Here is a 23,196-nt window from a genome sequence, read left to right on the forward strand (position 1 = left end):
GTGTATAAGAGACAGTTCGCAGGGGGAGGAGCAGATCGAGTATGTGGAAACTCACGGGCGATTCAGAAAGCTTGCTGAACGGAGCGGGTTCGAGACCTATGGCTCGAACACCGAGAGAAGGCACCGCAAAGCGGCAAGATTTCGCGCCTGTCGCTGTGATAACTGGAACATAGCCAGCCAGCGAAAGTGCGGAGTAAAAAAGCGGGGAGAGATCCAAGAGAGGGAAAGCACTTCCCTCTCTTGGGCGGTTTCGGCGCAGCGCGTTAAGCGATCACCGCACTTGAGAAACCGAAACTTACTCAATCCAACTTTCACGGTGAGTGAAAAAACCGAAATATTCTCGATCAAGCCTTCACGGCGAGTGAGAAAGCGTTCGGTTAGCCGCCCCGTTGCAGCGGCCTTCTGCATCACGAAACGTGTTGCAGGAACTCACGCAGACGTTCACTCGGCGGATTGTTCACCAGATCAGCCGGTTTGCCGTCTTCTGCAATGCGACCTTTGTCGATAAAGATTAAGCGTGATGCCACTTTCTCGGCGAAGCCGACTTCATGGGTCACGATAACCATCGTCATGCCTTCTTCCGCCAGTTGTTTCATGACGGTCAGCACTTCGTGACGCAGTTCAGGATCGAGCGCAGAGGTTGGCTCATCAAACAGCATCAGTTTAGGTTTCACCGCCAGAGCACGGGCAATTGCCACACGCTGCTGTTGGCCACCGGAAAGCTCTGACGGATAGTGGTTGGCGCGTTCAGACAGGCCCACTTTTGCCAGCAACTCTTTCGCCAGTTTATTGGCTTCATCCTTCGACGCACCACGAACGCGGATCGGGCCGAAAGCCACGTTTTCCAGCGCCGTCATGTGCGGAAACAGATAGAACTGCTGGAACACCATACCGGCTTCCTGGCGGATCAGACGTTCATCCACTTTCGGATCATTCACTTTCAGGCCATCGACAATCAGTTCACCGGACGTGATTTCTTCCAGCTTATTGATGCAACGCAACAGCGTGGATTTACCGGAGCCGGATGGCCCGATGATAACCACGACTTCTCCCTGAGAAATGTTCAGATCGATGTCGTGGAGCACCTGGGTTTTACCAAAGTGTTTTGAGACGTTCTTGAATTCAATCATATAATTTTCAGTTTGCGTTCTAAGCGGCGCAGAACAAAGCTCAGAGCCAGCGTGATGATCAGATAGATAACAGCAACCGCACTCCAGATTTCCATAGCGCGGAAGTTACCGGCAATAATTTCCTGGCCCTGACGGGTCAGTTCGGCCACACCGATAACGATAAACAGCGACGTATCCTTGATACTCACAATCCACTGGTTACCTAGCGGTGGCAGCATACGGCGCAATGCCAGCGGCATGATGATGTAACGTAGCGTCGCACGGCGCGACAGGCCCAGCGCCAGACCGGCTTCACGGAAACCGTTGTGAATCGACAACACCGCGCCTCGTGTAATTTCAGCGATATAAGCACCGGAGTTGATGATGATCGTCACCACCGCCGCGCTGAAAGGGTCGATCCGCAGATCGGGCACCATCATCGGCAGTGCGAAATAAATGAACATCACCTGTACGACGATAGGCGTGCCGCGAATAAGCTCGATAAACACCAGTGCGACGTTGCTGCTAAACCAGCCACCGAACGCGCGGGCAAAGCCCGCAATCACACCAATAATCAGGCCGCCAACCAGACCGAGGACCGAAATCCACAATGTCATTTTGGCGCCTTCGAGCAGGATAGGCAGAGCGGGCCAAATTACGCTCCAGTCAAACTGCATGGATTATCTCCTGGTATAACAACAAACTGCGCCTGGTCAGCATCGCTGGCAGGCGCTTCTTATCAAGTGCTCTTTCTGAAAAAGGAAAGACTTAAATGAAAAAGGGCTTATTTAGGTTCGCTATCAAACCATTTTTTGTAGATCGCCGCGTAAGTCCCATTCTCTTTGATGGTTTTGAGCGCCGCGTTGGCTTTTTCACGCAGGTCACTGCCTTGCGGGAAAGCAATACCGTACTGCTGTCCAGCCAGTGAATCACCGACTGCTTTGAACTGACCTTTACCGGCCGTTTTGATGAAGTACAGGATATTTGGCGTGTCGTGCATTACCGCATCAGCACGGCCAGTGCCCAGTTCCATATAAGCGCTGTCGATGTTCGGGAACTGACGCAGATCTTTGGTCTGTACGTTAGCTTTCATGTAATCAACGGAGCTGGTGCCGCTTTTCACTGCAACGGTTTTGCCTTTCAGATCAGCCACACTTTTGATGCTGTCGTTATTGCTCTTAACCATCACCATCAGGCCGCTGTTGTAATAGCCGTCAGAGAAGTCGATGGCTTTTTTACGTTCAGGTGTGATGGTGATCCCCGCCAGCGCCAGATCGATGTTGTGTGTCTGCAGGGCAGGAATGATGCCGCCGAAGTCCATCGGTTTCAGTTCATAGGAGACTTTCATCTCTTTTGCGACCGCGTCCCACAGGTCAATGTCGAAGCCGACATACTTGTCGCCTTGTTTGAATTCAAACGGTACAAACGCAGTGTCGGTAGCTACGATCAATTTTTTGTCTGCTGCGTGTGAGCTAACGGCAAAGGCCAGGGTTAACGCGGCCAGGGAAACTTTTAAGAGTGACTTCATCAGGGAATTTCCTTTGTACATATTATGGGAACGACTTTATGTTACGGCGCTATAATGCAATATTTATGCCAAATTTTATATTTATTAAAATTCAATGTTTTATCGCGTTGCTGAACCGTTTAAGCAGTGATTGAAAGCCGGTTAGCACCAAATGAGTGCATTGTTACATGTGGCAATGTTCTCTTATGGTGCGTGGTTTTATCATTAACCATATCTTGTATTTTAAACAATCATTAATTAACAACTACGCTGCTCAAATGATAACTTGCTCTAACTTTATTGATACATGAGTAAAATGTGTGCTCAATTTTGAAGCAAATATATCAATGAGGGGGAGATAATAACGGGGGGTAGGACTTTCATTGAACCATAATGGTGCAGTCTGACATATGACAAAATATTAGCGTAGCTGACTGTCTTTGCTGCCGCGTCGGTTGTAGCCAGCGTGATCCTGCTGCTTTTTATCCAGCACTGCCTGACAGGTGACGCAGTACTGCACGCCCTGAAGCGCTTTACGGCGTGCCTCCGGGATCGGGTCACCACACTCTTTACAGTAATGCGCACTTTCGCCATGCCCGAGAGACTGACGTGCGCGATCAACCGCATCATTTACCGTAGAATCAATCTGTTCCTGCACGGCGCCATCTTGCGCCCATCCGCTTGCCATTATGACCTCCCCGCAAGGGTTCGTAAAAAGGTAAAACGGGCAGATGATTATCATCTGCCCGTTTTGTACTGAACTTGAAGAAGTAGGGTAGCTGCGTTTACATGCCTTCAGCTACCGGGGCGCTGATTATTCGATATTTGATTCGATGAACCACAGGAATTTATCCAGGTCGCGCGATGCGGCAGTGAAAATATCGGCGGTGTCTTCATCTTCGACTTCGCTTATGGCTTTGCGCGTGTCATTAGCGACGACGCCATAACGTTCTGCCAGGGCTTTCAGGTGTTCCTGCACGCTATGGATATTGGTCGGATAGCTCTTCAGGGGAGTTTTATCGTTAACAACCTGAACGGTACCCAACGCCACGCCGCCTAACTGCACAATACGTTCTGCAATGGTGTCCTGATGATCGATGATCGCGGTACGGAAGCCATCAAGCATTTCGTGTACGGCAATAAAGTTTGCACCACGCATATTCCAGTGTGCCTGCTTGGTGATCAGTGACAGGTCGATGTATTCGGTCACCAGACGGTTCAGCACCTTGATAGTATTGAGTTTGACGCTTTCATCTAAATCATTGCGTGTATAGATAAGCTCAGAAGATTTCGTTTTGACCAGTTTAGCGGTACTCATATACATATCTCCTTGTTTCATTAAAATTAATTGCTATTAATGTATTTCATAACTGTATTCAGTATAGCAATAAATTGAAAAATTGCAGGGCGACCATTCCTATCGTTCTGATAGCGTATGACTTATAAGCTCTGCAACAGGTTCGCTTTTAAATTATCATGCTGATTTATAAGGTAGATAGGATTCATCCGGAACTTCATCTGCTATTACCCGGATAAAATAAATCAGGACTGATAATTATTTTCATTACGGGAGTCAGGATATTTTTAAGTGTAAGTGACAGTATGCGGATATATCTTTATCAGGTTTTTTCCGGCAGGGCATAGGAATAATAAAAGGTAACAACCTGAAGTATTCATTAGGGGAAATATAACGGCGGGATAATCCCCGCCGTTAATCAGCGCGTGTTGCCTTCAAAGCGCCATCGCACCGCTATACAATACGGCACCTGTGGGTTGCCCCGTCGGAGAACCGCCGCGAGGCTCAAGGCTTATCGCCAGCGTAAAGCCCGCATCCGGCATGTTCGTTGCCAGCGCCAGTTGTGTCGGTTGCTGCGTATTCAGTAACCCGAGAGAATGCGGCTTGCCGCCCGGCGCAATGGCCCACAGTTCGAGGCTGTGGTCTGCGGCGATATTCTGCGCATTAATCGGTGTCAGCAACAAACTGCGGGTGCTCCTGTCAGCACTGACCACCCATTGCCCGGCCTGCGGCGCGTTGCTGCTGGCCAGTATTGCCACCGGCATCGGCGCTTGCGGTTGAACCAGTAAGCGTGGGATCAACAATAAGGCGGCCAGCCCGGCGGCCAGTGCCCAGCCCATATAAGCCCGCACCGGTCGTCGTGCCGTTACCGGAACTCTTGTCGGTTGCAGCGCAAGGTTATGCTGAATGCGTTTCCACACCGAGGCTGGCGGGATGACCGGGGTTATCTGATTATCCAGTTGCGTGAAGGCTTCCTGCCAGCGGGCCACTTCGGCCGCCAGTTCAGGGTCGGCCTGCATTTTTTGCTCAAACTGAATCCGTGCCGCGCCGCGCAAGGTGCCGAGCGCATATTCAGCCGCGAGGGCGGCATGATAATGGCTTCTGCTTTTCATAATCCTACGCAGCTCTTTAAGTGATCCAGGGCGCGACGGATCCAGCTTTTGATCGTCCCCAGAGGTTGTTGAAGATGCGATGAGACCTCGCCGTGCGACAGGCCCTGATAATAGGCAAGGATCAGGCTTTGTCTTTGTTCGGCAGGCAGGTGTGCAAGGCAGGCGGCCAAAATTTTGGCATCACTGTCCTGTTGCAGCCGTTGCAAGGGTTCATCATGGTCGCTGGCATCACCGTCACTCATTGTCTCATCCAGTTCATCTAACTGGTTGTCGCTTCCGCGCATCCAGTCGATAGCGCGGTTGCGGACAATATGGGTGAGCCAGGTCATCGGGGAACTGAGTGCCGGATTGTACGAGGCAGCGCGATTCCACGCGGTGATATAGCTGTCGTGCAATACTTCTTCTGCCCAGGCATGTCGCCGCAACATACGTAATGCAACGGCGAACAGCCGGGGTGACGTCAGACGGTATAATTGTTCAAATGCCTGTCGGTCACCAACGGCCATCGCGTTCATCAGTTCCCGCTGGATTTCCAGCGCTTTCTCTGGTGTTGGCTTTATTAAAAGATTGTCATGCATTCGCCCGTCCTGACTTGCTGAGATGCTGTTTCATAAGAGAAATCATGCACTCAGTATAGCCGGTATTATTTTGGCATCAGCACGGTATCAATGACGTCGATCACACCGTTCTTCTGCTGGACATCATAAGTACTGATATTGGCGATATTCCCTTTGGCGTCTTTGAGCTGAATATTGTGCGGGCCGTTGTTGAGGATCCACAGCGGCTGGCCGTTAACGGTTTTCAGTTCCGCTGTGCCGTTACCTTTTTTCAGCAGTTTTTCGAGATCCTTCATTTCATATTTACCGGCCACGACGTGATAGGTCAGGATGCTGGTCAGGGTGGCTTTATTTTCAGGTTTCACCAAATTATCCACGGTGCCTGCCGGTAATTTTGCGAAGGCGGCATTGGTCGGGGCGAATACGGTGAACGGACCTTTACCTTGCAAGGTATCTACCAGACCGGCGGCTTTCACGGCAGCGACAAGCGTGGTGTGGTCTTTCGAGTTAAGGGCGTTTTCTACGATATTTTTGGACGGGTACATTTCTGCACCACCGACCATGGTGGTGCTTTGGGACATCATTGCAGCCATTGACGCGGTGCTCAGCAGAAGAGAAGCACAGATAGCGGTACGGATTAATGTTTTCATGATGGTGTCCTTGGGAGTTGAGTAGGTAAGGTCTTGCCTCACATCTATACATACGAATCACCCCCCGCTTTTGGATGCAGGAAAAACGATAAAAAAACGAATTACATGAAAAATATTTTCAACCTGTTGATTGAAAAGAAAAAGCCACGTCGGTCAAACGTGGCTTTATGTGTTGCAGGGGCAGGATTATTTGCCAGAAGGATGGTTGCCGGGAATATCGACTGTCTCGATTTTGGTCTTCCGCTGGATAGTGAGTGTGGAACCTGCCGACGCCGCGATAATCGCTGCCAGACCCATCCACTGGGTCGCGGTCAGGAATTCACCGAGGAAGATAATGCCCGAAAGTGCCGCCATTGCCGGTTCCATGCTCATCAGCGTGCCGAAGGTTTTGGCTGGCAATTTGGTCAGCGCCATCATTTCCAGGGAATAAGGAATGGCAGAAGTGAGCAGGGCGATCAGCAAACCGAGCGGTAAAATCTCCCAACTAAAAATAGAGGTGTGAGCCTGTACTGCCCCAATCGGGAAGAAAATTAACGCGGCAATCAGTGACCCCATCGCCGCGGTACCCGGCCCGTAACTGCTGCCTGCGCGTTGTCCTGCGAGGATATAAACGGCCCAGCAGGCACCGGCGATCAGCGCAAAGCACGCGCCTTTGAGATCAACACCGCCAGCACTTTGCCCGAGAGGCAACAGCAACAGCAACCCCGTCACAGCCAGTACTACCCAGATGAAATCTACCGGGCGTCGCGAGGAGAACATCGCGACTGCCAGCGGGCCGGTAAATTCCAGCGCAACGGCAATGCCCAGCGGGACCGTTTGCAGGGCCAGATAGAACGAATAGTTCATACAGCCCAGCGCCAGTCCATACATCAGCAGCGCACGCAAATTACCGCCGCGCATTTTCAGACGCCACGGACGAAAATAGAGAAGTAATAAAACAGAGCCGAGCCCAAGACGTAATGCCGTGACACCTTGCGGACCGACTACCGGGAAAAGCGTTTTGGCCAGCGACGCCCCGCCTTGTAATGACAACATGGCGATCAGTAACAATAAAATCGCTATCAGCGGTGAGGTTTTTTTTGCTAACACTGGAACTGGCGGGCTGTTGTTATGCGTCGCCGTCTGCAGCGTGTTCTGCGGTTCCTGCGGCTGATGTTGTCCTGACTGTGTCATCCTTTGCGCCTTTTGAGGTGATCCATGAATCCGCAAACTCAAGATTTATAGTTTTGAAAAGAAAGGTAAAGTGCTGTCAGTGTAGAGGGAAATGTGGTGAGAAAAAATCCTCAAAGAAAAGTTTTTTCCGGAACGTTTCTGTTAAAAAGACGCAAAAAGCGGTGTTTTTTTAAGCATAATTTTAGGAATTATCTGCTAATCTCAAAAAGTTCAATAAGTTTACCTTATAGTTTATGGGGCTAAAATATCAATAAAATTAAAAGGATAGGACTTACTGGAAACTTCCTGTTACACCATATGATGCTTTGGACACCTTAATTGAGGCAGAGTTTCACACTGGTTTTTGTTATATTTTCAAACGTGAAGGTTACTTTGGTTTCTCTTTTTGAGGTGGTTTATGAAAAAAATTGCATGTCTTTCCGCATTAGCTTGCGTAGTTGCTCTGGGCGTTTCTTCCAGCGCTTTCGCTGACACCAGCACCGTAACTGCTGGCTACGCTCAGGGTGACGCACAAGGCGTTGCTAACAAAGCAAACGGCTTCAACTTAAAATACCGTTGGGAACAAGATAGCAACCCACTGGGCGCTATCGGTTCTTTCACTTACATCGAAGATGACAGCTCCCCGGCATCTGGCGACTACCGTAAAGCACAATACTACGGTCTGACTGCGGGTCCTGCTTACCGTCTGGCTGACTGGGTTTCCATCTACGGTGTTGTGGGTGTTGGCTACGGTAAATTCCAGTACAACGAAGCAGCAGCATCTACTGCTAACCGTGAAAAAAATGACACCAGCGATTACGGCTTCTCTTACGGTGCTGGTCTGCAGTTCAACCCAATCCAGAACGTTGCTCTGGACGTGTCCTACGAACAGTCCCGTATCCGCAGTGTGGATGTGGGTACCTGGATCGCAGGCGTGGGTTACAGCTTCTAATTCTTCGCCGCAGCGTAACGCTTTGCCGTTACCCTCCCGCGAAAACGAAAACCGCTCAGCTGAGCGGTTTTTTTATGCCTGTTTTTTATACCTGTCAAATTCCGCTGTACCAGTTATAGCCCTGATCTTCCCAGTAGCCGCCGGGGTATTCATTGGTCACGAAAATCGCGCCGATATGCTTGGCGTTTTTAAAGCCGAGTTTGGTGGGCATGCGCAGGCGTAACGGATAACCGAAATCGGGCGGTAAGGGTTTACCACCAAAATCCAGCGCCAGAATGGTTTGCGGATGTAGCGCCGTTGCCATATCGATACTGGAATAATAGCGGTCATCGCATTTGAAGCCCACATATTTGGCCGTCAGATCCGCGCCAACCTGTTGCAGGAAGGTTTTCAGCGGCACACCTTTCCACTGACCAATTGCGCTCCAGCCTTCAATGCAAATCAGCCGGGTGATCTGGCTTTCCTGTGGCAGGCGCTGTAATTGTTCCAGCGTCCACGCAGCTTTCTTTTGTACCAGACCCGAAACCTCCAGCCGGTAATTAGGGATGTCGATTTCCGGTACGTTGTATTCGGGATAATAAGCGTTGAAACGAAATGGCGTGGTGATCTGATCCGCGCGGTAGGTTTGCGCCAGTTTCAGGCCGCCGAACAGCCAGCTTTGAACCCGGTCATTCCAGCGGGACATTGCCCATAGCACCTTATCGACCTGATCACCGTCCTGCAAATTGCAGCCCGTCAGCATCGAAACGGCACCGAGCGTCAGCCCTGACCGCAGTAATAAACGGCGCTGGACATTGACCAGTTGTTTGCGCTGATCGGGCTCAAGAATAATTTTTGGCCGTTGTGGTTTTTCACTCATCGGCGTGGTCCTCCGTGCTTATTTTTTTGCCGCCGGTCAGCATTGCCACGAAGGTTTCAGGCACCAGCAGGACCATCAGTACGTGAATAATGACAAACAGCAGCACGCCGCTCATCGCAAAGAAATGCACATAACGCGCGATATCAAAACCGCCAAACAGCCAGACCAGCCCGCTGAACTGCACCGGTTTCCAGATGGACAAACCCGACAGCACCAGCAGTGCGCCCAGCAATAAAACTCCGCTGTACATCAGCTTTTGCACGGCGTTGTACTGACCGGGCTTGTGAGGGAGCCTGAATGTCAGTGCACGAACGGTATCGCGCCAGACAGAGCGGGGCGAAAAGGGAAAAAAGTCACGCCTGAAATGATCGCTGAAAATACCCCACACCAGATAGAGCAGGGCATTAGCCGCCAGCAGCCACATCACCGCCAGATGCCAGGCTATATTGCCGCCCAGCCAGCCGCCGAGGGTAGTGTTTTGCGGAAAAGTGAAAGCGAAAAGCGGATCGGCGTTATAAATCCCCCAGCCGCTCATCACCATGCCGATCATTGCCAGCACATTGATCCAATGACAGATACGAACCGGCCAGGAATGGATCCGGCGTTTTCGGGGTAATGAGAGCTGAGGTTTCACGCTTAATCTCCTGTTGACTGGCCGGATTACATCGGAGGCGCGATGCCGTCTTTACCGGCAGCAATACCACGGGCAACCAGCGCACCTTTGTCATCTTTCATGGCAAACAATACGATTTTAGTGCCCGGTTTCAGCAGGCTGCGGTCGCCCGGTGCCAGCAGAACAACCGGCACATCGTCAGGCACGACGACAGTTTTCTCAGCATCGTGATATTTCACGGTCAGGGTGCGGCCGTTGCTGTTCACCAGCTTGCCGACGGTGCCGTTGGTCATGGTATTGATTTTGCCATCGGCGGATTCAAACGGATTGAAGCCTTCACCGCTGCCGCGCAGGCTGGGTGCGAAGACGTGGACCTCCAGCGCTTTCAGCGTGCCGTTAGCCTGCGGAACGGCTGCCGTCCCGATAAAGCTGTCCGCTTTGATATCGCTGATGTTGCCTTTGGTGACGGCATTGATTTTGGTCTGATCGGTCAGTTTAACGTCAAGTTTTTCACCCTGACGGGTGGTGATTTGTACTGATGAGTCATTAACTGAATCAATGGTTCCGCGTGTGGGTTTAATCACATTATCGGCGGCAAAAGCGGATGTCATTCCGCTGCACATCAGCAGGGAACCCAGTAACAAACCAGCGATACGTGTTGGTGCATTCATAATTAACTCTCCATTTTCCAGCGTTATTTCATTCTGTTAGATGAATCACTGAACCTGCCAGTGATGGATAACTTCCTTAAGAGTGGACGATAAACCGGTATTGGCTGATGACAAATTGATGACAAAATTGTCATCAAAGATGACTGACGAAACTGATAAACTTTCAGATGAATCATTCTTTAGGTGAATGGTCATACGGCGCTGGGGGCCTGAATGCGAATACTGGTGATTGAAGACGATGTCAGTACAGGCGACTACCTGAAAAAAGGACTGACAGAAGCAGGTTACAGCGTGGATCTGGCGCGTAACGGTGCTGATGGCCTGTTTCTGGCGCTGGAAGACGGTTACGATGCGGTGATCCTCGATGTTATGCTGCCGGGGCTGGACGGCTGGCAGGTGATGGAAGTCCTGCGCAAAAAAAGCGACGTGCCGGTGCTGTTTCTCACCGCCCGCGATGAGGTGCAGGATCGCATTCACGGGCTGGAACTGGGCGCTGACGATTATCTCATCAAGCCGTTCTCCTTCACCGAACTGGTGTTGCGTATCCGTACATTACTGCGCCGCCCGGCCACCCGCGAACCCGATATCTATTCGGTGGCAGACCTGAATCTTGATGTGTTGCGCCGTCGTGTCACCCGTCAGGATCAGGCCATTGCGCTGACCAACAAGGAATTCATGTTGCTGCAGTTGCTGATGCGTCGCGAGGGGGAAGTGCTGTCGCGGACGATGATCGCCTCACAGGTCTGGGACATGAATTTCGACAGCGATACCAACGTGGTGGATGTTGCCATTAAGCGCCTGCGTGGCAAAGTTGACCGCACCTTTGAGGTGAAACTTATCCATACCGTGCGCGGGATTGGTTATGTGTGCGAAGTGCGACATGACTGATCGGCAATTTACTCCACTCCCTGAGCGCGGCATGTCGCTGACGCTTCGCGCCACCTTACTGTTTGCGCTGATCGCCTCACTGGTCGTCAGCGCTGTTGGTTTTTATCTCTATTACTCGATGGATAAAGAACTGGTACGCCGTGCAGATTATCAGGTCAGCGGCCGCGTTCAGTATTTCCGTCATCTGCTTGCCAACGAATTTCCGCTGTCGCAGCTCAGCCGTAATCCCGGCCTGTTTGAAAATATGCTCGGTAACGAGCGCGATATCCTGACGTTTCGTTTGTCCGGTGAGAAGCCGCTGATCAACGTCAATCCATCCCGGCTGGAATTGCCGCCGGTGGTGGCCGTGCCGGACGGTTATCCGCTGACGCTGAATACAGTGCATCACCTCACCGCACCGGATGGCACGCCGGTACGCTTTGCCCGTGCGGCGGTACAAATCCAGGACGGGCGGACGGTTGAAATCACCGGCGCGCATTTCATGACCGAGGAGTCGCATCTGTTACAGACTTTTCGTTGGGAAATTACCGGGGCGGTGCTATTCGCTTATTTGCTGATTGCCGTTCTGGGTTATCTGGTGATCCGCCGCGGATTACGGCCGCTGCGCAATATGGCGCATGAGGCGGCGCAGATCCATCCGGCCAGTTTGTCTACGCGACTGTCTTCTGAAAATGCACCGCAGGAATTGCAGCAATTAATTTATTCTTTCAACGATATGCTCGACCGGCTCGCCGGAGGGTATCAGCGACTGACGCAATTTTCCGCCGATCTGGCGCATGAAATCCGTACGCCGGTAGGGGCGCTGATGGGGCATTGTCAGGTGGCGTTATACCAGCCGCGCACGGTGGAAGAATATGAAACACTGCTGGCGAACAATATGGAAGAGCTGGAACGTATTTCCCGTATGGTGGAAAACATCCTGTTTCTGGCGCGGGCTTCAGATGCGCGCTCCGTCCTGACCATCACCACCATTGATGTTTCTTCTGAAATGACCCGTATTCAGGAATATTTTGAGGGTCTGGCGGAAGAACGCGGTATGACGCTGAACGGTAAAGGTACAGGCGTGCTGTATGCCGATGCCATGTTGTTCCAGCGTGCACTCAGCAATCTGGTTGCCAATGCAGTGCGTTATGGCCGGGAGGGAAGTCCGATTGAGCTGCGCGCTGAACCGCACGCCCGGGGCATGGATATTCATGTGATCAGTCAGGGCGATCAGGTTCCGCCGGAAAAATGTGCAAAACTCTTTGATCGTTTTTATCGGGCAGATGCCTCACGCAGTGAAGGCGGCAGTTCCAGCGGTCTTGGATTATCGATTGTTCAGGCCATCATGGCATTGCATCGCGGAAGTGTAAGCATGACCAGCTCAGCACAGGGAGAAACATGCTTCACGCTGTCTTTTCCCGGGGCCAATCATAAGTTTCCTCAATAGTGACTCAATAAATGAGAAAAATTGTGTAAAATAGAGGGGAATCCTTCATTTTCATGTTATTGAAATATAAGGAATTCGTTAAGTTTGTTACATTATCACATTGGAACTCGTCATTCAGTTTGAACGAAAATGCCCAGCCTGGAGTCTGAATGTCCTAAGGAGTGGGGTCCCACCTCCGGTACGAGCGGTCAGTACGACGCAACCAGACTCACAAAAGAGCCAGTTATTTCTAATGCATAAAATTCGTTCACTTTCGCAACAGAGCATTTCTTTGTTCATTGCACTTTATCTCGGGCTTCTGCTAAACCTTCCGATTTTTATCCGTCGTTATCAGCAATTGCAGTATGACAATGCCTTGTCGATTGCTGTTGAAATGGTGGCCTGTTTTGCGCTGGTCTACTTCCTGTGTATGTTGCTGTCATATACCGGAAAAACGGTTTTCCGTGTGCTGATGAGCGCCATCGTGATTTCTTCTGCCGCCGCCAGCTACTACATGATTCTGTTTAACGTCGATATCGGCTACGGAATTTTAGCGGCGGCGCTGGCGTCTGATTCCATTGATTTATCGAAAGAATCTATCGGGACACATTTCATCGCCTGGACAGTACTGGTGAGTTTGTTGCCGGTGCTGTTGCTGTGGCTGGGCAAAATGCCGGGCGCGGCACTGAAACAAACAACCCTTAAAAAACTGGCGGTCAGAACCTTGCTGCTCGCGGTCTCCGGCCTGCTTTGTTACATGCCGCTGCAACTGATGGGCAAAGTGCAGGATCGCCACGACATCGTGAACAACCGCATGATGGCGAGTTACGGCGGTGTGGTGGCCGGAACCTATTCGCCATCCAACTGGCTTTCAGCACTGGGTTTATATTCTTACAGCAGCTACAGTCAGGCGGAAGACACCAAAAATCTGTTCGATCCGGCCAAACACTTCACGTATACCGCACCAGCGGATGCCAAAGATATGTATGTGGTGTTTGTGATCGGTGAGAGCGCCCGCCGCGACCACATGGGGCTGTATGGCTACGATCGTGACAACACGCCCAATCTCGACAAAGAGAAAAATCTGGTCGCCCTGCAGGGTTATTCCTGTGACACCGCCACCAAGCTTTCCCTGCGCTGTATGTTTGTGCGTGAAGGCGGGGCCTCTGAAGAACCCCAGCGTACCCTGAAAGAAATGAACGTATTTTCCGTGCTGAAAAGCAATGGCTGGAGTTCAGAGCTTTATTCTATGCAGAGCGAAGCCTGGTTCTATAACAAAACCCGTGCGGATGATTATTCGCTGCGTGAAAACATTGCCTCTGAGAAACGCAACGCCGGTAAACCGGTGGATGACATGTTGCTCATCGATGAAATGAAAGACTCGATGAACAATCATCCCAAAGGTAAGCACCTGATTATCCTGCATACCAAGGGGTCGCATTACCTGTATTCAGACCGCTATCCGCGTTCTTTTGCCAAATATAAGCCGGAATGTATGGGCATCGATGATTCCTGTTCTACCGAGGAAATGATCAACGCTTACGATAATTCCCTGCTGTATACCGATTACTTCCTGTCACAAGTGTTTGATCAATTGCGCGACAAGAATGCGATTGTGTTCTATGCCTCCGATCACGGTGAGTCGATTTCCAAAAGCATGCACTTCCACGGTACACCGCGTGATCATGCGCCGGCTGAGCAACGTGCCGTGCCGATCATGGTCTGGGCATCAGACAAATTCCTGTCCAATGATCAGAACAAGGCCAGTTTCGAACAGCTGCAAAAACTGGCTGTCGCGAAAACGCCTGTTTTCCATGAAAAGCTGTATGACTCTATTCTGGGCTGTATCGGTTATACCTCGCCAAATGGCGGGATTGTCGAACAGCATAACTGGTGCCATGTGCCTGAACAGGCCGCCGCAACAAAATAATCCTGGCTAAATCTGTCGCCTTTTTCTGATCAGGGGAGAAGGCGGCGACATCTCCCTGTTTTTCAGTCACAATCGGTTAACAACAAATACCCGTCTATGGCGGGTATTATTTTTGCTTTTTTATCAGGGTTGATAACCGATGCAAGCGTTACGAATCATCATTTGCGGACTGACGGTCATTATGACTTTGCTGACGCTCCTTCCTCTTTCTAAAAATCAGCGCTGGTGGGTGCGGGTCTGGGATTTTCCGCGGTTACAGATGGCCTCCCTGTGTCTGTTTTTTTTGCTGACCGAACTGGCGATCATGCCGTTCGGTGATGCGATCACCACCACCGTTATCATCCTGACCGTGGGATGCATGGCGTATCAGAGCTGGTGGATTTTGCCTTATACCCGCCTGTATCCGGTTCAGGTGAAGAAAACGGTCCCCAACGGCCATTCGCGTATCAAGATCATGAACAGCAACGTGCTGACCACTAACCGTGATCCGGAAAAATTACTGGCGCAGGTCAGGCATTATCAGCCGGATATTCTGGTGCTACTGGAAACTGATCAGTGGTGGGAAGATCAGATGGCAGAACTGGATGCCAGTTATCCGCACAGCCTGCGCTGCCCGCTTGATAATCTGTACGGTATGCATGTGTATTCGCGCCTGCCGATGCACGCAGCGAAGATTCAGTATCTGGTGGCTGATGACATTCCTTCTATGCATTTTCGCGCTGAACTGCCGTCGGGTGAGCGGGTGATTTTGCACTGTCTGCATCCGATGCCGCCCAGCCCGACCGAAGCGGATGAATCTACGTCGCGTGACGGTGAGCTTATCGCCGTCGGTCATACCGCCGCCAAAGCGCTTTACCCGACGATTGTCACCGGTGACCTGAACGATGTGGCGTGGTCGCGCACCACGCGCCTGTTTATGAAAATCAGCGGCCTGCTGGATCCGCGTCGCGGTCGCGGCATGTACAACACGTTCCACGCCAGTTATCCGTTCCTGCGCTGGCCGTTGGATCATGTTTTCCACAGCAAAGATTTCACACTGGTTGATCTTAAACGTCTTGAATTTATGGGCTCAGATCACTTTCCTATCCTGGTCGAACTGGCACTGACGCCTGCTCAGGGAATCGATCAGGAATCACTGGAAATCGACAGTGAAGATATTGAGGAAGCGGAAGAAAAACTCTCCAGTGCCGGGGTGAAAAGTCATGATGTGCACAAAGCTGAAAAGCTTAACCAGCCGGTTTACGCACATTAATCACAATCCGCGAACGTGAGCGGCTGCCGCTGTTAATGCCGTTTCTTCGGGGAAAGGAGTCAATGCGTATAAAAAAACCCGCATTGCGCGGGTTTCTGGCGGGCTTGTATCAGACCGGTTGTTCGGGGAAGGTGAGGGTGTTTCCCGGCGCTTCGCGGTTGATATGCAGGAAGTTCAGATGACGTTCGTACTGATCCAGAATGTCATTGATGACCTGATGTTTAGTGAAGTCCATCAGGTCGTTGCCCTGTGTCCCTTCAAGGAGGAAAGTTTCCAGACGGTAATAATGTGATTTACCGGCGCGTGCGCGATAGGTAAAGGCAGGCACCGCATAGCGTACCGGCCAGATCTGATAGATAAAATTCTGCTCTTCGCCCAATGCGACCTGTAATTCCAATGGCCCGATTTTCTCGTCTTCCTGCGGCCCGTGCTCGGTAAACGTGACTTTTGCTCCGCGCAGTTCCAGTTCCAGCGCCACTTCCTGCATGGCAGGACGACATACGGTGTCCATCATTTTCTGCGTATGGCGTGTGCCCGGATAATTCATCACCCGTGACAGGCGCTGCTTCCAGTTCAGCGCCGCGTCGCTGGTGGCAGGCAGCGGTGCCAGAGTCTGCTGGGTACTGGCGCGGCGGTAATCCTCCAGGCGCAGTGATTTATACAATCCTGCCATGATGAAGAAAATCACAAAGCTGAACGGCAGACCCATAATCACCGTGGTGTTTTGCAGCGCGGAAACCCCGTCTGTCATCAGCATCCCCAACGTCAGCACACCGATGGTGACAGACCAGAAAATCCGCAGCCAGTTTGGGGCATCGTTGTTAATGTCTGCCAGTTTCGAGGTGAAGTTACCCAGCACCAGCGAGCCGGAATCGGCCGAGGTGACATAAAACAGCAGGCCGGTGATGGTCGCAACGGACGCGCTCAGCGTAAAGCCCGGATACTGCGCCAGCAGGCTGTAAACGCCGCGTTCAGGGTGTGAAATCACTTCGTTGGCGAAATCCAGATTGCCATGCAGGATCTGATACAGCGCACTGTTACCGAAAATTGACAGCCACAGCAGGGTGAAGACGAACGGAATGATCAGCGTGCCGAGCACGAACTGACGAATGGTGCGTCCGCGTGAGATACGCGCCAGGAACAGGCCGACAAACGGCGACCATGCTACCCACCAGGCCCAGAAAAACAGCGTCCAGCTGTTCATCCATTCCGTCGGGCGGTCAAAGGCAAAGGTGTTAAGCGTCATGCCCATAAAGCGGTTGATGTAATCGCCAATATTGAGCACCAGCGCATTGAGCAGGAATTCGGTATTGCCGAAGAACAGTAAAAACAGAATCAGCCCCAGCGCCAGCAGCACGTTAAGTTCCGACAGAATACGGATGCCTTTGTTAACACCGGATGTCACCGACACCGTCGCCATAATCACAGAAAGCAGGATCAGTGCGGCCTGCACGGTCAGGTTTTCCGGAATGTGGAACAGCACTTTCAGGCCATAGTTAAGCTGTACCACACCAATGCCGAGCGTCGTGGCGATACCGAAAATAGTGCCGACCACGGCAGCGATATCCACACTGTGGCCGATCGGGCCGTTAATGCGCTTACCGAAAATCGGGTACAGCGCCGAACGTATCGTCAGCGGCAGATTATAGCGGTAGCTGAAATATCCCAGTGCAATCCCCATCAGCGCATACATCGCCCAGCCGGTCAGACCGTAGTGGAACAGCGTCCAGGTCATGGCCTGTCGCGCCGCTTCCAGCGTTTGCCCGTTTCCTTCCGGTGGCAACATGTATTGCGTCACCGGTTCAGCAACGGAAAAGAACATCAGGTCGATACCGATACCCGCAGCAAACAGCATTGCGGCCCAGCTCATCATGCTGAATTCGGGTTTGGATTGTTCAGGGCCCAGTTTGATCGAACCAAAACGTGAACAGGCTATGAACACTACAAACACGATGTACAGCGTAGCCGCCAGCATGTAATACCAGCCGAAGGTGGCCGACACCCAGTTAAGGGTCAGGCTGATCCATTTTCCCGATAAACCGGTGAAGAAAATGGTCATTAATGTGAAGGCTAAAATCAGCCCGGCGGAGGTGAAAAACACCACCTTGTTCAGCTGGTCGCGCGGTTTTTCGCTCTTTTTCTCTGTCGTATTGGCAATCGCCATCTTTTCCCCTGTTATGTTAATTAATCACTATTTTTCAATAAATTGGATGCTTTAAGGTTCCAGAATTCATACAAATTACTAACGTATTGGTAATAAAATATATGCATTTTTAATTGAACGTTCAATCAAAAAAAAGTTAAATAGAGGGCGTCAGAGCGTTGAAACAAGGTTGAGCAGGAGCGCAAAAAAAGGCTGTTAAGCGCGTTCAACCCGCTCATTTTCAGGAGCCGGAACCATGCCTAAAGTAGGAATGCAGCCCATCAGGCGGCAGCAATTAATTGAGGCAACACTGGCCGCAGTGAACGAAGTCGGGATGCACGATGCGTCGATTTCGCAAATTGCCCGCCGTGCTGGCGTCTCAAATGGCATCATCAGTCACTACTTTCGTGACAAGAACGGTCTGCTGGAAGCGACCATGCGTTATTTACTCAGTCACCTGGGGGAAGGCGTACAGTTGCGGCTGTCGCAACTGACGGATACCGCACCGACGGCGCGGTTGCATGCGATTGCCGAAGCCAACTTTGATGACAGTCAGACCAACAGCGCGGCAATGAAAACCTGGCTGGCCTTCTGGGCGAGCAGCATGCATCACCCGCAGTTGTACCGGCTGCAACAGGTTAACAGCCGCCGGCTCTATTCAAATTTATGTGCTGAATTCAGACGTTTTCTGCCAAAAAATGAGGCGCGTCTCGCGGCGCAAAGCACCGCTGCATTGATTGATGGCTTGTGGCTGCGCGGGGCCCTCAGCGGTAAAGCGTTCAACCACGCTGAGGCGATGCAAATTACACACCGCCATATTGAATCGCAGATTGCACCGCATGCCATTGAGCAGTAAACCGGGCTGAAAAATTTCAGACCGCACAGACCGAGGAGAGATATATGTCCCGCTACGGCAAGCAAAAACTTTATATCGACGGGCGTTTTCAGGACAGCACCGGGGATGAAACCTTCGACGCAGTCAATCCGGCCAACGGCGAAGTGATTGCGACCGTGCAATCCGCCACGCACGCGGATGTCGATCTGGCCGTGAGATCCGCGCAGAAAGGCCAGAAAGTCTGGGCTGCGATGACTGCCATGAGCCGCGCCCGTATTCTGCGCCGCGCCGTGGATATTCTGCGCGAGCGCAACGACGAACTGGCGGCCATTGAAACAGCCGACACCGGTAAGCCGCTTTCTGAAACACTGGCCGTGGATATCGTCACCGGTGCGGATGTGCTGGAGTATTACGCCGGGTTAATTCCGGCAATTGAGGGGCAGCAAATTCCGCTGCGTGATTCGTCATTCGTCTATACCCGCCGCGAGCCGCTGGGCGTGGTCGCCGGTATCGGTGCATGGAACTACCCGATTCAGATTGCCTTGTGGAAATCTGCCCCTGCGCTGGCAGCCGGTAACGCGATGGTGTTCAAACCGAGTGAAAACACGTCACTGACGGCCCTGAAACTGGCTGAAATCTACACCGAAGCCGGTGTGCCGGATGGTGTGTTCAGTGTGGTGACGGGTGCAGCCAGTGTCGGCCAGGCGTTAACGGAGCATCCGGATATTGCCAAAGTCTCGTTCACCGGCGGCATTAAAACCGGCAAGAAAGTGATGGCCAGCGCCTCGGCTTCCACACTGAAAGAAGTAACCATGGAACTGGGCGGTAAATCGCCGTTGATCATCTTTGATGATGCGGATCTCGATAAAGCCGCCGACATTGCCATGATGGCGAATTTTTACAGCTCCGGTCAGGTATGCACCAACGGTACCCGGGTGTTTGTACCCGCCGCATTGCATAAAGCGTTCGAAGCCAAAGTACTGGAGCGGGTGAAACGTATCCGCTCAGGCGATCCGACCGATGAAAACGTCAACTTCGGCCCGCTGGTCAGTTTCACGCATATGGAATCAGTGCTGCGTTACATCGAAAGCGGCAAGCGTGAAGGGGCGACTTTACTGACAGGAGGTGAGCGCATCACTACCGGCGAATACGCCAAAGGCGCCTACGTCGCGCCGACAGTATTTACCGACTGTCGTGATGACATGCTGATCGTCCGGGAAGAAATTTTCGGGCCGGTAATGAGCATTCTGACCTATGAAAGTGAAGAAGAAGTGATCCGCCGTGCCAATGATACTGACTATGGCCTGGCCGCCGGGCTGGTGACGCAGGATCTCAACCGTGCTCATCGCGCGATTCATAAACTTGAAGCCGGGATCTGCTGGGTGAACACCTGGGGCGAATCCGCCGCAGAAATGCCGGTCGGTGGCTACAAACATTCCGGTGTCGGGCGTGAAAACGGCCTCACCACGCTTGAGCATTACACCCAAATCAAATCCGTGCAGGTCGAACTGGGCGAATTCAGCTCAGTATTTTGATCCGCTGCAACAGAGGAGATTCAATGGATTACGATTACATCATCATCGGTGCGGGTTCTGCCGGCAACGTACTTGCTACCCGTCTGACGGAAGACAGCAATGTGACCGTTTTGCTGCTGGAAGCGGGCGGCCCGGATTATCGTCTGGATTTTCGCACGCAAATGCCTGCGGCGCTGGCGTTTCCGTTACAGGGACGCCGTTACAACTGGGCGTATGAAACCGACCCGGAACCGCATATGAATCACCGCCGCATGGAATGCGGGCGCGGTAAAGGTCTGGGCGGTTCGTCGCTGATTAACGGCATGTGTTACATCCGCGGTAACGCAATGGATTTCGATAACTGGGCGAAAGCACCGGGTCTGGAAGACTGGAGCTATCTGGACTGTCTGCCGTATTTCCGTAAAGCAGAAACCCGCGATATCGGCCCGAATGACTTCCACGGTGGCGAAGGGCCGGTGAGTGTGGCGACACCTAAAAACGGCAATAATCCGCTGTTTGGCGCGATGATAGAAGCCGGTGTGCAGGCGGGATATTCGCGCACGGATGATCTGAATGGGTTCAAACAGGAAGGTTTTGGCCCGATGGACAGAACCGTAACGCCAAAAGGCCGCCGTGCGAGTACGGCCCGTGGCTATCTGGATCAGGCCAAACCGCGCGCCAATCTGACTATCATAACCCACGCGCTGACCGACAGGATCCTGTTCGACGGCAAGCGTGCGGTAGGTGTCAGCTATTTCCACGGTGACGAATACAACGCCAAAACAGCGAAGGCGAAACGCGAAGTGTTGCTGTGCAGCGGCGCGATTGCCTCTCCGCAAATTCTGCAACGTTCCGGTGTGGGTGCGGCTGAACTGCTAAACCGTCTGAATATCCCGCTGGTACACAACCTGCCGGGCGTCGGCGAGAATTTGCAGGATCATCTGGAAATGTACCTGCAATACAGCTGTACGCAGCCGGTCTCTTTGTATCCGGCATTACAGATGCATAACCAGCCGGCGATTGGTGCTGAATGGCTGTTTAAAGGCACCGGCACCGGTGCCAGCAATCAGTTTGAAGCGGGCGGTTTTATCCGCAGCCGTGAAGAATTTGCCTGGCCGAATATTCAGTATCACTTCCTGCCGGTGGCGATTAATTACAACGGCAGTAACGCAGTAAAAGAGCATGGTTTCCAGGCGCATGTCGGTTCAATGCGTTCCCCAAGTCGTGGCCGCGTTCAGGTGAAATCGAAAGATCCGCGCCAGCATCCGAGCATTTTGTTTAATTACATGGCGACGGAGCAGGACTGGCAGGAATTCCGTGATGCTATCCGCATCACACGTGAAATCATGAATCAACCGGCGCTGGATCCTTATCGTGGTCGCGAGATCAGCCCGGGCGAAAATGTGCAGACTGACGAAGAGCTGGATGCCTTTATCCGTGAGCATGCGGAAACCGCGTTCCATCCGTCATGCTCGTGTAAAATGGGCACTGATGAGATGGCCGTGGTCGACGGAGAAGGGCGTGTTCACGGATTGCAGGCGCTGCGCGTCGTTGACGCTTCTATCATGCCGCAGATCATTACCGGTAATCTGAATGCGACGACGATCATGATTGCCGAAAAGATTGCCGATAAAATTCGTGGCCGTCAGCCATTACCCCGCAGTACTGCGCAGTATTACACCGCAGGCGATGCCCCGGTCCGTACCCAGCCGCTAAAAAAATCTGCCTGATCAATTAGCTGTAAAACCGGTGTTAAAAAGAGATATTCTCAGGAATATCTCTTTTTTTTGGCTTTCAGAAAACAGGCAGGGCATTCATTGATGAGCGGATTATCATCACTTCACTGGCAGGATTACCATCACAGCGAACTGAGCGCGGCGCAGCTTTACGCCATTCTGGCACTGCGAAGCGAAGTGTTTGTGGTGGAACAAACCTGTATTTATCAGGATATCGACGGGCAGGATCTGACCGGAGAAAACCGTCATATCGTCGCCTGGCTGGAGGGAAAACCTGCCGCCTATGCACGAATTTTACGTCATGCGGAAGACGTGGCTATCGGCCGGGTGATTGTCGCGCCTTCCGCCCGTGGCCTGAAACTGGGCCATCAGCTGATGGAACAGGCACTGGCTGCCTGCCAGAAACACTGGCCGGGTGAGCGCGTCGCGATTTCCGCTCAGGCGCATTTACAGGGCTTCTACGGCAGACTGGGGTTTGTGGCGTATACCGAAATTTACGATGAAGATGGGATTCCGCATGTGGGGATGGAGTTGAGGATTTAATCTTCAACTTCAACTTCAACTTCAACTTCAACTTCAACTTCAACTTCAAAGTCAAAACCGTGGGTTGCCACCCACACTGGCCTTAAGGGTGGCTTATCGCCGCCACCCTTAAGAATCCCTGGCTCTTAAACTGCGCGCTGCCGCTCGCTGACTATGTTTCATCAACCACAGCGATAGCCGCAAAATCCCGCCGCTGCGTGGTTCCCTCCGTTCGGGTTACAACCCGCGCATAAAGACGCGCGGTTTTTCACCTCTCCTGCGGCGTGATTTTGGAACCGGCCTCAGGCTTCAACTTCACAACCTCACCATATTTGATTTGAAAAACCGATTGGTTTTGAATTTAAGATCCTGCGGGCGGTTTAGAAATCTTGCCGAACGGAGCGGCCTGAAGACCAAAGGCTTCAGGACCGAGTGAGGAAACCGCGCAGCGGCAAGATTTCCAGCCTGTCGCGGTGATACCTGAAACAT

At 52.0% G+C, this 23,196-nt stretch carries 22 protein-coding genes; 9 read left to right on the top strand and 13 right to left on the bottom strand.

Annotated elements, in window-relative coordinates; genetic code table 11:
- Positions 1-407 precede the first annotated feature (407 nt).
- The 9 genes from glnQ to rhtA all read right to left on the bottom strand — a co-directional run bounded on the left by glnQ (position 408) and on the right by rhtA (position 7,405).
- Positions 408-1,130, bottom strand: coding sequence for a glutamine ABC transporter ATP-binding protein GlnQ (gene glnQ, locus J1781_RS09720; protein WP_013574681.1), 723 nt, complete (start codon positions 1,128-1,130; stop codon positions 408-410).
- Positions 1,127-1,786: a glutamine ABC transporter permease GlnP gene (gene glnP / locus J1781_RS09725; RefSeq protein ID WP_013574682.1), complete on the bottom strand. Its 660-nt coding sequence runs from the start codon at positions 1,784-1,786 to the stop codon at positions 1,127-1,129. The genes glnQ and glnP overlap by 4 nt, the downstream gene beginning before the upstream one ends.
- Positions 1,787-1,893: 107 nt before the next feature.
- Entirely contained in the window at positions 1,894-2,637 is a 744-nt protein-coding gene (glnH, locus tag J1781_RS09730; protein ID WP_129952410.1) for a glutamine ABC transporter substrate-binding protein GlnH, read from the bottom strand.
- A gap of 400 nt (positions 2,638-3,037) precedes the next feature.
- On the bottom strand, positions 3,038-3,304 hold the full coding sequence (locus J1781_RS09735; protein WP_129991250.1) for a DksA/TraR family C4-type zinc finger protein: 267 nt from the start codon (positions 3,302-3,304) through the stop codon (positions 3,038-3,040).
- A gap of 126 nt (positions 3,305-3,430) precedes the next feature.
- Positions 3,431-3,934 carry a DNA starvation/stationary phase protection protein Dps gene (dps, locus tag J1781_RS09740; RefSeq protein ID WP_129952412.1) on the bottom strand — a complete coding sequence of 168 codons (504 nt, stop codon included), beginning with the start codon at positions 3,932-3,934 and terminating at the stop codon, positions 3,431-3,433.
- 413 nt (positions 3,935-4,347) lie between these two features.
- On the bottom strand, positions 4,348-5,025 hold the full coding sequence (locus J1781_RS09745) for an anti-sigma factor (protein WP_129952413.1): 678 nt from the start codon (positions 5,023-5,025) through the stop codon (positions 4,348-4,350).
- On the bottom strand, positions 5,022-5,603 hold the full coding sequence (locus J1781_RS09750) for a sigma-70 family RNA polymerase sigma factor (RefSeq protein ID WP_129952414.1): 582 nt from the start codon (positions 5,601-5,603) through the stop codon (positions 5,022-5,024). The genes J1781_RS09745 and J1781_RS09750 overlap by 4 nt, the downstream gene beginning before the upstream one ends.
- A 65-nt stretch (positions 5,604-5,668) precedes the next feature.
- Positions 5,669-6,232 carry a fasciclin domain-containing protein gene (locus J1781_RS09755; RefSeq protein WP_129952415.1) on the bottom strand — a complete coding sequence of 188 codons (564 nt, stop codon included), beginning with the start codon at positions 6,230-6,232 and terminating at the stop codon, positions 5,669-5,671.
- Positions 6,233-6,418: 186 nt separating this feature from the next.
- Positions 6,419-7,405: a threonine/homoserine exporter RhtA gene (rhtA, locus tag J1781_RS09760; RefSeq protein WP_129952416.1), complete on the bottom strand. Its 987-nt coding sequence runs from the start codon at positions 7,403-7,405 to the stop codon at positions 6,419-6,421.
- A 397-nt stretch (positions 7,406-7,802) separates the two neighbouring features.
- Here rhtA and ompX point away from each other — a divergent pair, with 397 nt between their 5' ends.
- Positions 7,803-8,336, top strand: a complete 534-nt coding sequence (gene ompX / locus J1781_RS09765) for an outer membrane protein OmpX (protein WP_013574702.1) — start codon at positions 7,803-7,805, stop codon at positions 8,334-8,336.
- Positions 8,337-8,430: 94 nt separating this feature from the next.
- Here the strand turns inward: ompX and J1781_RS09770 are convergent, their stop codons facing one another.
- Genes J1781_RS09770 through J1781_RS09780 form a run of 3 tightly spaced genes read right to left on the bottom strand, consistent with a single transcriptional unit; the run spans position 8,431 to position 10,479 of the window.
- Positions 8,431-9,195, bottom strand: a complete 765-nt coding sequence (locus tag J1781_RS09770) for a molybdopterin-dependent oxidoreductase (protein WP_217233488.1) — start codon at positions 9,193-9,195, stop codon at positions 8,431-8,433.
- The gene (locus J1781_RS09775) at positions 9,188-9,829 is read right to left on the bottom strand and encodes a cytochrome b/b6 domain-containing protein (protein ID WP_217139058.1); all 642 of its coding nucleotides are present in this window, start codon (positions 9,827-9,829) and stop codon (positions 9,188-9,190) included. The genes J1781_RS09770 and J1781_RS09775 overlap by 8 nt, the downstream gene beginning before the upstream one ends.
- 26 nt (positions 9,830-9,855) lie before the next feature.
- Positions 9,856-10,479, bottom strand: coding sequence for a hypothetical protein (locus tag J1781_RS09780; RefSeq protein ID WP_129952419.1), 624 nt, complete (start codon positions 10,477-10,479; stop codon positions 9,856-9,858).
- 213 nt (positions 10,480-10,692) lie between these two features.
- Here J1781_RS09780 and J1781_RS09785 point away from each other — a divergent pair, with 213 nt between their 5' ends.
- The 4 genes from J1781_RS09785 (at position 10,693) to J1781_RS09800 (ending at position 15,957) form a co-directional block, all read left to right on the top strand.
- On the top strand, positions 10,693-11,367 hold the full coding sequence (locus J1781_RS09785) for a heavy metal response regulator transcription factor (protein WP_129991247.1): 675 nt from the start codon (positions 10,693-10,695) through the stop codon (positions 11,365-11,367).
- Positions 11,360-12,796: a heavy metal sensor histidine kinase gene (locus J1781_RS09790; RefSeq protein ID WP_129952421.1), complete on the top strand. Its 1,437-nt coding sequence runs from the start codon at positions 11,360-11,362 to the stop codon at positions 12,794-12,796. The genes J1781_RS09785 and J1781_RS09790 overlap by 8 nt, the downstream gene beginning before the upstream one ends.
- A 232-nt stretch (positions 12,797-13,028) precedes the next feature.
- On the top strand, positions 13,029-14,705 hold the full coding sequence (eptB, locus tag J1781_RS09795) for a kdo(2)-lipid A phosphoethanolamine 7''-transferase (RefSeq protein ID WP_217219486.1): 1,677 nt from the start codon (positions 13,029-13,031) through the stop codon (positions 14,703-14,705).
- Positions 14,706-14,844: 139 nt separating this feature from the next.
- Entirely contained in the window at positions 14,845-15,957 is a 1,113-nt protein-coding gene (locus tag J1781_RS09800) for an endonuclease/exonuclease/phosphatase family protein (RefSeq protein WP_129991245.1), read from the top strand.
- A 109-nt stretch (positions 15,958-16,066) separates the two neighbouring features.
- Here J1781_RS09800 and J1781_RS09805 read toward each other — a convergent pair whose 3' ends face one another.
- The gene (locus J1781_RS09805) at positions 16,067-18,121 is read right to left on the bottom strand and encodes a choline transporter (protein ID WP_217233489.1); all 2,055 of its coding nucleotides are present in this window, start codon (positions 18,119-18,121) and stop codon (positions 16,067-16,069) included.
- 235 nt (positions 18,122-18,356) lie between these two features.
- Between J1781_RS09805 and betI the strand changes: the two genes are divergently transcribed.
- The 4 genes from betI (at position 18,357) to J1781_RS09825 (ending at position 22,728) form a co-directional block, all read left to right on the top strand.
- Entirely contained in the window at positions 18,357-18,956 is a 600-nt protein-coding gene (gene betI / locus J1781_RS09810; RefSeq protein ID WP_129952425.1) for a transcriptional regulator BetI, read from the top strand.
- A gap of 44 nt (positions 18,957-19,000) precedes the next feature.
- The gene (gene betB / locus J1781_RS09815; RefSeq protein WP_217233490.1) at positions 19,001-20,470 is read left to right on the top strand and encodes a betaine-aldehyde dehydrogenase; all 1,470 of its coding nucleotides are present in this window, start codon (positions 19,001-19,003) and stop codon (positions 20,468-20,470) included.
- A gap of 23 nt (positions 20,471-20,493) precedes the next feature.
- The gene (gene betA / locus J1781_RS09820; protein ID WP_217233491.1) at positions 20,494-22,179 is read left to right on the top strand and encodes a choline dehydrogenase; all 1,686 of its coding nucleotides are present in this window, start codon (positions 20,494-20,496) and stop codon (positions 22,177-22,179) included.
- A gap of 90 nt (positions 22,180-22,269) precedes the next feature.
- On the top strand, positions 22,270-22,728 hold the full coding sequence (locus J1781_RS09825) for a GNAT family N-acetyltransferase (protein ID WP_129952428.1): 459 nt from the start codon (positions 22,270-22,272) through the stop codon (positions 22,726-22,728).
- The last annotated feature ends 468 nt before the right edge of the window (positions 22,729-23,196 follow it).

The sequence above is a fragment of the Rahnella perminowiae genome (assembly GCF_019049695.1).
Taxonomy (GTDB): domain Bacteria; phylum Pseudomonadota; class Gammaproteobacteria; order Enterobacterales; family Enterobacteriaceae; genus Rahnella; species Rahnella perminowiae.

Coding starts and splice junctions, on each gene's coding strand:
- eptB (WP_217219486.1), top strand. CDS start 13,029: ATGCATAAAATTCGTTCACTTTCGCAACAGAGCATTTCTTTGTTCATT.
- betI (WP_129952425.1), top strand. CDS start 18,357: ATGCCTAAAGTAGGAATGCAGCCCATCAGGCGGCAGCAATTAATTGAG.
- J1781_RS09790 (WP_129952421.1), top strand. CDS start 11,360: ATGACTGATCGGCAATTTACTCCACTCCCTGAGCGCGGCATGTCGCTG.
- betA (WP_217233491.1), top strand. CDS start 20,494: ATGGATTACGATTACATCATCATCGGTGCGGGTTCTGCCGGCAACGTA.
- J1781_RS09800 (WP_129991245.1), top strand. CDS start 14,845: ATGCAAGCGTTACGAATCATCATTTGCGGACTGACGGTCATTATGACT.
- J1781_RS09780 (WP_129952419.1), bottom strand. CDS start 10,479: ATGAATGCACCAACACGTATCGCTGGTTTGTTACTGGGTTCCCTGCTG.
- J1781_RS09745 (WP_129952413.1), bottom strand. CDS start 5,025: ATGAAAAGCAGAAGCCATTATCATGCCGCCCTCGCGGCTGAATATGCG.
- J1781_RS09750 (WP_129952414.1), bottom strand. CDS start 5,603: ATGCATGACAATCTTTTAATAAAGCCAACACCAGAGAAAGCGCTGGAA.
- J1781_RS09755 (WP_129952415.1), bottom strand. CDS start 6,232: ATGAAAACATTAATCCGTACCGCTATCTGTGCTTCTCTTCTGCTGAGC.
- J1781_RS09825 (WP_129952428.1), top strand. CDS start 22,270: ATGAGCGGATTATCATCACTTCACTGGCAGGATTACCATCACAGCGAA.
- dps (WP_129952412.1), bottom strand. CDS start 3,934: ATGAGTACCGCTAAACTGGTCAAAACGAAATCTTCTGAGCTTATCTAT.
- rhtA (WP_129952416.1), bottom strand. CDS start 7,405: ATGACACAGTCAGGACAACATCAGCCGCAGGAACCGCAGAACACGCTG.
- glnH (WP_129952410.1), bottom strand. CDS start 2,637: ATGAAGTCACTCTTAAAAGTTTCCCTGGCCGCGTTAACCCTGGCCTTT.
- glnP (WP_013574682.1), bottom strand. CDS start 1,786: ATGCAGTTTGACTGGAGCGTAATTTGGCCCGCTCTGCCTATCCTGCTC.
- J1781_RS09770 (WP_217233488.1), bottom strand. CDS start 9,195: ATGAGTGAAAAACCACAACGGCCAAAAATTATTCTTGAGCCCGATCAG.
- ompX (WP_013574702.1), top strand. CDS start 7,803: ATGAAAAAAATTGCATGTCTTTCCGCATTAGCTTGCGTAGTTGCTCTG.
- J1781_RS09805 (WP_217233489.1), bottom strand. CDS start 18,121: ATGGCGATTGCCAATACGACAGAGAAAAAGAGCGAAAAACCGCGCGAC.
- glnQ (WP_013574681.1), bottom strand. CDS start 1,130: ATGATTGAATTCAAGAACGTCTCAAAACACTTTGGTAAAACCCAGGTG.
- J1781_RS09785 (WP_129991247.1), top strand. CDS start 10,693: ATGCGAATACTGGTGATTGAAGACGATGTCAGTACAGGCGACTACCTG.
- J1781_RS09735 (WP_129991250.1), bottom strand. CDS start 3,304: ATGGCAAGCGGATGGGCGCAAGATGGCGCCGTGCAGGAACAGATTGAT.
- betB (WP_217233490.1), top strand. CDS start 19,001: ATGTCCCGCTACGGCAAGCAAAAACTTTATATCGACGGGCGTTTTCAG.